Annotated in this window: 9 protein-coding genes; 4 read left to right on the forward strand and 5 right to left on the reverse strand. The window is 68.1% G+C overall.

Annotation, left to right across the window (positions count from 1 at the left end; genetic code table 11):
- A partial coding sequence (locus AOK24_RS35985; RefSeq protein ID WP_055724168.1) for a glycoside hydrolase family 2 protein occupies positions 1-1,714 on the reverse strand: 1,714 nt, incomplete at its 3' end.
- Positions 1,715-1,867: 153 nt separating this feature from the next.
- On the opposite strand from AOK24_RS35985, the gene AOK24_RS35990 reads away from it, so the two are divergent.
- The 3 genes from AOK24_RS35990 to AOK24_RS36000 are packed head-to-tail and all read left to right on the forward strand — an operon-like array spanning position 1,868 to position 4,958.
- Positions 1,868-3,181, forward strand: a complete 1,314-nt coding sequence (locus AOK24_RS35990) for an ABC transporter substrate-binding protein (protein WP_055724169.1) — start codon at positions 1,868-1,870, stop codon at positions 3,179-3,181.
- Positions 3,181-4,131 (forward strand): carbohydrate ABC transporter permease, encoded by a 951-nt coding sequence (locus AOK24_RS35995; protein ID WP_107104125.1) that lies wholly within the window; start codon positions 3,181-3,183, stop codon positions 4,129-4,131. Before AOK24_RS35990 ends, AOK24_RS35995 begins: the two co-directional genes overlap by 1 nt.
- Entirely contained in the window at positions 4,128-4,958 is an 831-nt protein-coding gene (locus AOK24_RS36000; RefSeq protein WP_055724170.1) for a carbohydrate ABC transporter permease, read from the forward strand. Before AOK24_RS35995 ends, AOK24_RS36000 begins: the two co-directional genes overlap by 4 nt.
- 4 nt (positions 4,959-4,962) lie before the next feature.
- Here the strand turns inward: AOK24_RS36000 and AOK24_RS36005 are convergent, their stop codons facing one another.
- The 3 genes from AOK24_RS36005 to AOK24_RS36015 all read right to left on the reverse strand — a co-directional run bounded on the left by AOK24_RS36005 (position 4,963) and on the right by AOK24_RS36015 (position 7,430).
- Positions 4,963-6,099 (reverse strand): ABC transporter substrate-binding protein, encoded by a 1,137-nt coding sequence (locus AOK24_RS36005; protein ID WP_055724175.1) that lies wholly within the window; start codon positions 6,097-6,099, stop codon positions 4,963-4,965.
- A gap of 111 nt (positions 6,100-6,210) precedes the next feature.
- Positions 6,211-6,621, reverse strand: coding sequence for a nuclear transport factor 2 family protein (locus AOK24_RS36010; protein WP_107104126.1), 411 nt, complete (start codon positions 6,619-6,621; stop codon positions 6,211-6,213).
- Positions 6,622-6,623: 2 nt separating this feature from the next.
- A complete protein-coding gene (locus tag AOK24_RS36015) occupies positions 6,624-7,430 on the reverse strand; it encodes an MBL fold metallo-hydrolase (protein WP_055724172.1) in 807 nt (268 codons plus the stop codon).
- A 140-nt stretch (positions 7,431-7,570) separates the two neighbouring features.
- On the opposite strand from AOK24_RS36015, the gene AOK24_RS36020 reads away from it, so the two are divergent.
- Positions 7,571-8,008 (forward strand): MarR family winged helix-turn-helix transcriptional regulator, encoded by a 438-nt coding sequence (locus AOK24_RS36020; RefSeq protein ID WP_055724173.1) that lies wholly within the window; start codon positions 7,571-7,573, stop codon positions 8,006-8,008.
- A gap of 15 nt (positions 8,009-8,023) precedes the next feature.
- Here AOK24_RS36020 and AOK24_RS36025 read toward each other — a convergent pair.
- Positions 8,024-8,655, reverse strand: a 632-nt coding sequence (locus AOK24_RS36025) for a nuclear transport factor 2 family protein (protein WP_240554280.1), incomplete at its 5' end; no start/stop codon positions are given.

An 8,655-nucleotide genomic window follows, 5' to 3' on the forward strand; every position in this document is an offset into this window, starting at 1 on the left:
CGACCCCGGCGGCCACCGCACGCGCCTGGTTGACCTGCGTCAGATAGTGCCACCGGTCGAAGTCCCCGCCGGGCAGCGCGAAATGGTGCGCGAGCCCCCGCTCCAGCTTCCCGTTCCCGTCCTCGGCCTTCTGGTGGTGCAGCACCCCCGGCGAGTCCGGCGCCAGCTCCTCACCCGGCAGCGCCCGCCGCAGCGTCGCGTACGCGGGAGGCGCCTGCCACCCGAACTCGGCGACGAAACGCGGGACTTCGTCGAGGTACGCCGCGTAGTCCAGCCGGTTCCACACCTCCCACGAGTGATGCGTGCCGTGCGCCGGATCGTTCGGGTGCCGGTCCCAGGACCCGGACCAGGGACTGCCCGCCGTATAGGGCCGCGTCGGGTCCAACTCCGCGACCACACGCGGCAGTACGCCCAGGTAGTACCCCTCGCCCCAGGAGTCCGAGCCCAGCGCCTCCTCCCACCCCCAGTCCCGGAACCCCCACAGGTTCTCGTTGTTGCCGTTCCACAGCACGAGCGAGGGGTGCGGCATGAGCCGGACGACGTTCTCCCGCGCCTCCGCCTCGACCTCGCCCCGCAGCGGCTGCTCCTCGGGGTAGGCGGCGCACGCGAACGGGAAGTCCTGCCAGACCAGGAGCCCCAACTCATCGCAGGCGTCGTAGAATTCGTGGCTCTCGTAGATCCCGCCGCCCCAGATCCTGACGAGGTCCACGCCCGCGTCGGCGGCCTGCTGGAGGCGCGTCCGGTAGCGCTCGCGGGTGATCCGGGAGGGGAACACGTCGTCCGGGATCCAGTTCACGCCCCGCGCGAAGAGCCGCTCGCCGTTGACGGCCAGCGTGAACCCGGTGCCGTGCTCGTCGGGGGACCTGTCCAGCTCGACCGTGCGGAAACCGACCCGGCGCCGCCACACGTCCAGCGCCTCCGCGCCGTGCAGCAACGTCAACTCCACGTCGTACAGCGGCTGTTCGCCGTACCCGCGAGGCCACCACAGGGCGACGTCCGGCACCCTGAGGCGGACGGTGCCGGTCGTGCCGTCGATCGCGCCGCGCACCCGGACGCCGCCCACCCGGGCCTCGACGGACAGGGCCGCCTCGACGCGGGCGCGCTCGACCTCGACGGCCAACTCGACGACGCCCACGCCCTGTTCGACGGTCACCAGGGGCCGGACCCGGGCGATGCGGGCGGTCGCCCAGCGCTCCAGGCGGGCCGGGCGCCAGATGCCCGCCGTCACCAGCGTCGGACCCCAGTCCCAGCCGAAGGAGCAGGCCATCTTGCGGAGGTACTGGTACGGCTCGGCGTACGCGCCGGGCCGCTCGCCCACCTGCCCCCGCACCGCCTCCGCCTCGGCGTACGCGGAGGCGAACCGGACGGTGAGCCGGCCGCTGAGGCCGGTCACGTCGAAGCGGTACGAGCGGTGCATGTTCCGTACCCGGCCCAGGAGTTGACCGTCGAGACGGATCTCGGCGGCCGTGTCGAGGCCCTCGAAGACGAGGTCGGTCTGCTCGTGCCCGTCCGCCTCCGCGACCAGGTCGCGCTCGTAGGTCCACTCCCGCCGCCCGACCCACGCCACCTCGGTCTCGCCCAGCCCCAGGAACGGGTCCGGGATCACCCCGGCGGCCAGCAGGTCCGTGTGCACGCAGCCCGGCACCACCGCCGGGAGCGCCTCGCCGTCGTGCCGCAGGGTCCAGCCGTCGTGCAGCGGTGCGACCTGAAGCATGCGCTCTCCCTAAACCGGTCCACCTCAAGGGAGGACGACGAGTTTCACATCCTTGGCGGGAATGGGACTTTACCGGTTGAGAAAGCGCTGTCAGAGTGCCGAATCAGCCAACCCGCACGTGCTCTTCCGTCCCACTGAACGGAGTCGATGCACATGAACCGCCGTACCGTCCTGGCCGTGGCCGTGGGAGCCGCTCTCCTCGCCGCGGGCTGCACCTCCACCGGGGGCACCTCGAAGGGCGCCGACGCCGAGGCCCCCGCCGACCCCGCCAAGGTCTCCGGCACCATCACCGTCCTCACCCAGCGCACCGACCTCGTGCAGAACGGGAGGATGAAGGAGTACGCCGCCGCGTTCAACAAGACGTACCCGCAGGTGAAGGTCGAGTTCCAGGCGCTCACCAACTACGAGTCCGAAGTCAAGATCCGCATGAACACGGAGAACTACGGCGACGTCCTGATGATCCCCGCGGTCATCAAGAAGTCCGACTACCCGAAGTTCTTCGCCTCCCTCGGCACCGTCGAGGACCGTGCCAAGAAGTTCCGCTTCACCGGCTTCACCGCCGTCGACGGCAAGGTCTACGGACAGACCCCCATCGGCGTCATGCCCGGCTTCGTCTACAACAAGCGGATCTGGCGCGAGGCCGGCGTCACCGACTGGCCCACCACACCAGCCGCGTTCCTCACCGCCCTCAAGGCGATCAAGGACAAGACCGACGCGACGCCGTACTACACGAACTTCGCCGCCCAGTGGACGCTCAGTTCCTGGACGGCCGTCAACGGCCTCGTCCACTGCGACCCCGGCGCCACCGCCAAGCTCGCCTCGGGCGACCCCTGGGCCGAGGGCGCCGACCTGCGCGTCGGCGACACCCTGCTCTACGACATCGTCGACCAGGGCCTCGCCGAGAAGGACCCGACGACCACCAACTGGGAACTGTCCAAACCCCAGTTGGCCAAGGGACAGATCGCCACCCAGTGGCTCGGCACCTGGGCCATCGTCCAGTTCCAGGACGCCGCCAAGAAGGCCGGCGTCGACCCCGACGACATCGGCTTCATGCCCTTCCCCACGCAGACCGGCGGCACGTTCTGCTCCACCGTCAGCCCCGACTACAACCAGGCCGTCAACGTCCACTCGAAGCACAAGGAAGCCGCCCGCGCCTGGATCGACTGGTTCACCGAGAAGTCCGGCTACGACAAGGACAACCTCGCGATCTCCCCGCTCCAGAACGCCCCCCTGCCCGCCGTCCTCAAGCCGTACGAGGACGCCGGCGTCAAGCTCATCGAACTCGACGACACCCAGGGCGCCAAGGTCAAGCTGATCGACAACGAGTCCGAGGTCGGCATCTACGCGCCCGACTACCGCCTCAACCTCGTCGACCTCGCACGCGGCGCCCGCAAGGGGAACCTCGACGACTTCCTCGCCGACCTCGGCAAGAAGTGGACGGCCGCCGAGAAGAACGTGGGGTCCTGATGGCGGGCCTCGCACAGCGGGCGGCGGTGGACCGGCGGGGCGAGAAGGACGCCACGCCGGTACCGGCGCCGGCCCCGCGCCGCGCCCGCCTCCTGCGCGGGCTCACCCCCTGGCTGTTCCTGCTCGCGCCGCTCGCGCTGCTGATCACCTTCACGTACGTCCCGATCGTCAACATGATCGGCTACAGCTTCACCGACTGGGACGGCGTCAGCCCCGAACTGCACTACACCGGCACCGAGAACTACCGCGAACTCGCCACCCGGCCCGACCTGTTCGAGGTGTTCTTCGTCAGCGGCTACTACCTCGCCGCGTCCGCCGTCCAGATCGTCGCCGCGCTCTATTTCGCGACGGTCCTGAGCTTCAACGTCCGGTTCCGCAATTTCTTCAAGGGCGTCCTCTTCTTCCCCTATCTAATCAACGGCGTCGCCATCGGATTCGTCTTCCTGTACTTCTTCCAGGACGGCGGCACCCTCGACTCCGTCCTCGCCCTGATCGGCGTCCATACGGACCACGCGTGGCTCGGTACGCCGGTCTCCGCGAACGTCTCCCTGGCGGGCGTCTCCGTCTGGCGCTACCTGGGCCTGAATTTCGTCCTGTTCCTGGGCGCGATCCAGTCGATTCCGAGCGAACTGTACGAGGCTTCAGAACTCGACGGCGCCAATCGCTGGCACCAGTTCCGCTACATCATCGCCCCCGGCATCAAACCGGTCCTGACGCTGACGGTCATTCTCTCCATCTCCGGTTCCCTCGCTGTTTTCGAGGTCCCGTACATCATGACCGGCGGCGCGACCGGCACCGAGACATTCGTCATCCAGACCGTCAAACTGGCCTTCCAGTTCAACAAGACCGGCCTCGCCTCCGCCTGCGCACTGGTCCTTCTGCTGATCGTCCTCGCGGTCACCTGGATCCAGCGCAGACTCGTCCCCGACGACAGGGTGGACCTCACATGACGCGCCGCTCCGTCTCCCGCGCCCTGGTCCACCTCTCCCTGATCCTCGCGACGCTGATCGTCCTGCTCCCGCTCACGGTCGTCTTCCTGACGTCCCTGAAGACGGACGACGAACTCGCGCGCGACGACCAGGCGTTGGCCCTCCCCGACGACTTCCTCAACTTCCACAACTACGTCACGGCGTTCCAGGACGGCCACATGCTGTCCGCCTTCGGCAACACGGCGGTCATCCTGCTCTTCTCGATCACCGGTACGGTCCTGATCGGCTCGATGACGGCCTACGCGATAGACCGCTTCACGTTCCGCTTCAGGAAACTGGTGGTGACCCTCTTCCTCCTGGCGGCCCTGGTCCCCGGCGTCACCACCCAGGTGGCCACCTTCCAGATAGTCAACGGCTTCGGAATGTTCGACACCCTCTGGGCCCCCATAACCCTCTACATGGGCACAGACATCGTCTCGATCTACATCTTCCTGCAATTCGTCCGCTCCATCCCCATCTCCCTGGACGAATCAGCCCGCCTGGACGGAGCGAACGCCTTCACGATCTACCGCCGCATCATCTTCCCCCTCCTCAAACCGGCGATAGCGACCGTGGTGATCGTGAAGGGCATCACTGTCTACAACGACTTCTACATTCCGTTCCTGTACATGCCGTCACAGGACCTGGGAGTGATCTCGACATCGTTGTTCCGCTTCAAAGGCCCCTTCAGCGCCCACTGGGAGACAATCTCGGCGGGAGCGATCCTGGTGATCCTCCCGACCCTGATCATCTTCCTGGCGCTTCAGAAATTCATCTACAACGGATTCATGAGAGGAGCGACCAGATGACGGGTCAGGCGCCCGGATGCAGGCCGAGCGAGCCCGGGGTCGGGTCTCCCTTGACCTCGCCGAAGTAGAGAGCGAACGTCTGCTTCCAGCGCTCGACGGCGGCGCGGTCGGCCATGAAGCGGGGGAAGCCGTCGAGGTTGCCGTTCGGGTACTGCCAGACGGGCTTGAGGCCCGTGGGCGGAGTGACGTCCGTGCGGACCGACCAGCCGTTGGTGGCGGCCTGCTGCTCTCCGGTGGACAACCGCCAGTTGAGGTAGAGCTTGGCGGCAGTGGTGTTCTTGGCCTGCTTCAGGATCGCGGCCCGCTGCCCCCAGGACATGAACGGCGTCGCCCCGTCGGGGAGCACCCACTTGACGGGCCCGGAGGCCAGGGGCGCGCCGGAGCCGCCGATGCCGATGGCCTTCTGTCCACTGGTGACGGCGTCCCTGGGGCTGAAGCTGCCGCGGGCGAACTGGAGGTCCTGGGCGGCCAGCCGGGCCAGCCAGTCCCAGCCGTACTTCTGCACGTAGAGCGTGTAGAGGTAGAGCGCCGCGTCGTCGTCGTGCGGGTAGGAGGAGGCCATCCGCCCCTTCCACCTGGCGTCGACGAGGTCGAGCGGGCTCGTGGGCACGTCCGGACCGACCGCCGCCGGACCGTACATGAAGCTGAAGGCGGCCACCTGCACGGCGACCCAGGCACCCTGCGGGTCCTTGAAGGGGGCGTACACCTTCGAGAACCCGGCCGGCTTGTAGGCGAGCAGCCGCCCTTGCTCCTTCCAGCGCACGAAGTCCTGGACGGTCTGCAACTGCACGACATCGGGTACGAGGGTGTCGGTGGCGAACTGGTTGTCCACCCGGACGTCGTGGTACTTGCTGTAGTCGACGACAACCGTCAGATCGATGCCGGGAAAGCGGTTCTTGAAGCCGGTGCGGAGGCCGTCCGCCTGCGTCGAGACGTCACCACCCGCGTAGATCACGAGCTTTCCGCCCTCCGCGAGGGCGGCTCGGTAGAGCTCGTCGAGCGACCGGGTCTCCTCGGGACCGGCCGCGTGCGGGGACACCGAGGCGGAGGCGGAGGCGGTCGACGCGCCGAACACTCCGGCACCGAGAGCGGCACCGGCACCTGTCGCCAGGATGCGTCGCCTGCTGGGGAGGATGGACATGCTGATGAAACCTTCCGTCATGGGAATGGGGACAGGGTTCGCACCGAGGACGGTGCTCATGCGCATGCGGACGGCCCCGCTCCCGCTTGTGGGCCGTCCTGCTCGGGCTGTTCAGCCGGTCATCGCGTCGCGCACCAGGGCGGTGTCGACGAACTGTTCGAAGCGGACGATCAGTCCGCCGCGGACCACGAAGTGGTGGGCGACGCGGACGTCGATCGCCTTGCCGGTGGCCTTGTTGGTCGCGGTGTAGCGGGCCAGGACGACGACGTTCTCGCCGTCGACGACGTAGGTGTCGTCGTGCGCGGTCCAGCCGTCCCACTCCTTGCCGAGCTGCTCCATGACGTTGGAGGTCACGCCGTCGGGGGTGCGGTAGGTGCCGGCCAGCGGGAAGCCGGCCATCTCCGTCCACTCCACGTCGGGGGCGAGGGTGGCGCGCAGGGCCGCGAGGTCACCGGCGGCGGAGGCCAGGTACTGGCGCCGTACGACATCGGCGGGCGCGGTGGAGGTGGTGAAGTCGCTCATGGTCAGCCCCACTTCATCTCGCCCTTGGCGACCTTCGAGCCGATCTGCGCGGCGATCAGCATGCCGTTGTCCGGGAAGCGCTTGACAAGGGCGTCGTTCAGCGAGGCGCCGTCGGCCGCCTTGCCCAGCTCCTCCTCGAAGGCGACGAGGTAGTCGCGGGTGGCGGTGATCGCGGAGGCGTCCGCCGCGGTGCCGGGCAGGCGGTGGCCGGGGACGACCAGCTGCGGGTCCAGGGCGGCCATCTCGTCGAGCAGGCCGATCCAGGCGGCGCGGTCGCCGGGGGTCGCGGTGTCGGCGACCCAGACGTGCTCCTGCTGGAAGAGCAGGACCCCGCCGAGCAGCGCGCGGGACTCGGCCTGCCACAGGTAGTGCCGGTCGGGCAGGCCGGCCGGACCGCCCTTGAGCTCGAAGGTGTGGCCCTCCAGGGTGAGGTCGCCGGTCAGCGGCTCCAGGTCGACCAGGCGGGTGGGGAGGTTCGGGCCGAGCGCGGCCCAGGCCTTGAGCTTGCCCTCGTAGGAGTGGGCGATGTGCTCGATGACGATCGGGGTGGCGACGAACTTCGCCTCGGGGAAGGCGTCGGCGATCACCTCGGCGCCGAAGTAGAAGTCGGGGTCGCCGTGGCTGACGAACACGGTGGTGAGGGTCTTGCCGGAGTCGAGGATCTCGGCGGCCAGGCGGTGGCCGTCGGCGCGGGTGAAGGCGGCGTCCACCAGCAGTGCTTCGTTCTCACCGGTGACGAGCGTGGCCGTCTTGTTCTTGCTGCCGGCCGGGAAGTCGAGATCGAGGACCTTGAAGGAGAGAGTGCTCATGCGTGCTTCCTCGGGTGAAGGGTGGTGATCGGGGAGAACACCCCACAGCGAAGTATCTGCTGACTCAGACAATATAACTGCTGAAGCAGATATTGCAACGGCAGTTTCTTCCGTTCATGTCCTTCTGTCACCCTTGAGGAGTGAACGAGCACCTGCTGAACGACGACGACGTGACACTCTTCGGTCTCTTCGTGGAGGCCTACAGCTGCCTCAAACCCCTGGTCAACCGCGATCTCGACATACCGCAGACCTGGTTCGAAGTACTGCTGCGACTGGGCCGCACCCCCGGCCACCGGCTCCGCATGACGGACCTGGCGGAGGCCGTGTCCTTCAGCTCGGGCGGCTTCACCCGGCTCGCCGACCGCATGGAGAAGGACGGACTCATCCGCCGCGCCCCCGATCCCGCCGACCGGCGAGCCGCACTCGCCGTACTGACCGACAAGGGCGGCCAGGCGCTCGACCGCGCACTGACCGCCCACGTCTCCCACCTGCGCCACCACGTCGCCGGACCACTCTCGGCGGACGACCGCCGCCACCTGGAGCGCATCCTGCGCACGCTCCGCGACGCGAACGCGTGAGGTCGACGGCGGTCCCTAGAACATGCCGTTGCCGTTGGCCGAGGTCTCCGGGACGTTCTGGATGATGTCCCAGTGCTCGACGATCTTGCCGTTCCGCACCCGGAACAGGTCCAGGATCGCCGCGCCCCGGTCTCCCGGATAGTTGACGTAGTGGCTGTGGACGGCCACCAGGTCGCCCTCGGCGATGATCCGCTTCGGGATGACCGTCAGTTGCGGCGCCGAGGCGAAGTACCCGCCGAGGCCGGTCTTCGCTGCGGGCACGCCGCTCTGCATCTGCGTGTTGTGCTGGAGGTAGCCGGGGTCCCAGTAGCGGTCGAGGGCGGTCAGGTCCTTGTGGACCATGAGCTCGTCGAACGCCTTGGTGACCAGCGCCTGGTTGGCCTGGGTGAGCCGGTGGTCCAGGGGCTGCGAGACGCGCGGTGAACTCAGCGTGGAGAACATGTCGTTGCCGCTGGCCGTGGTGTCCGGCACGTTCTGGATCACGTCCCAGTGCTCGGCCACCTTGCCGCCCTGGAAGCGGAAGATGTCGACGACGGACGCGCCCTTGGTGCCCGGGACCAGCACGACGTTGGAGTGGAGCAGCACGAGGTCGCCCTGGGAGATGGCCCGCTTGACGTCGTACCGGGCGTCGGGGAACTGCTGGTGGA

It is taken from the genome of Streptomyces niveiscabiei, assembly GCF_001419795.1.
GTDB classification, from domain to species: domain Bacteria; phylum Actinomycetota; class Actinomycetes; order Streptomycetales; family Streptomycetaceae; genus Streptomyces; species Streptomyces niveiscabiei.

Coding starts and splice junctions, on each gene's coding strand:
- AOK24_RS35990 (WP_055724169.1), top strand. CDS start 1,868: ATGAACCGCCGTACCGTCCTGGCCGTGGCCGTGGGAGCCGCTCTCCTC.
- AOK24_RS35995 (WP_107104125.1), top strand. CDS start 3,181: ATGGCGGGCCTCGCACAGCGGGCGGCGGTGGACCGGCGGGGCGAGAAG.
- AOK24_RS36015 (WP_055724172.1), bottom strand. CDS start 7,430: ATGAGCACTCTCTCCTTCAAGGTCCTCGATCTCGACTTCCCGGCCGGC.
- AOK24_RS36000 (WP_055724170.1), top strand. CDS start 4,128: ATGACGCGCCGCTCCGTCTCCCGCGCCCTGGTCCACCTCTCCCTGATC.
- AOK24_RS36010 (WP_107104126.1), bottom strand. CDS start 6,621: ATGAGCGACTTCACCACCTCCACCGCGCCCGCCGATGTCGTACGGCGC.
- AOK24_RS36005 (WP_055724175.1), bottom strand. CDS start 6,099: ATGTCCATCCTCCCCAGCAGGCGACGCATCCTGGCGACAGGTGCCGGT.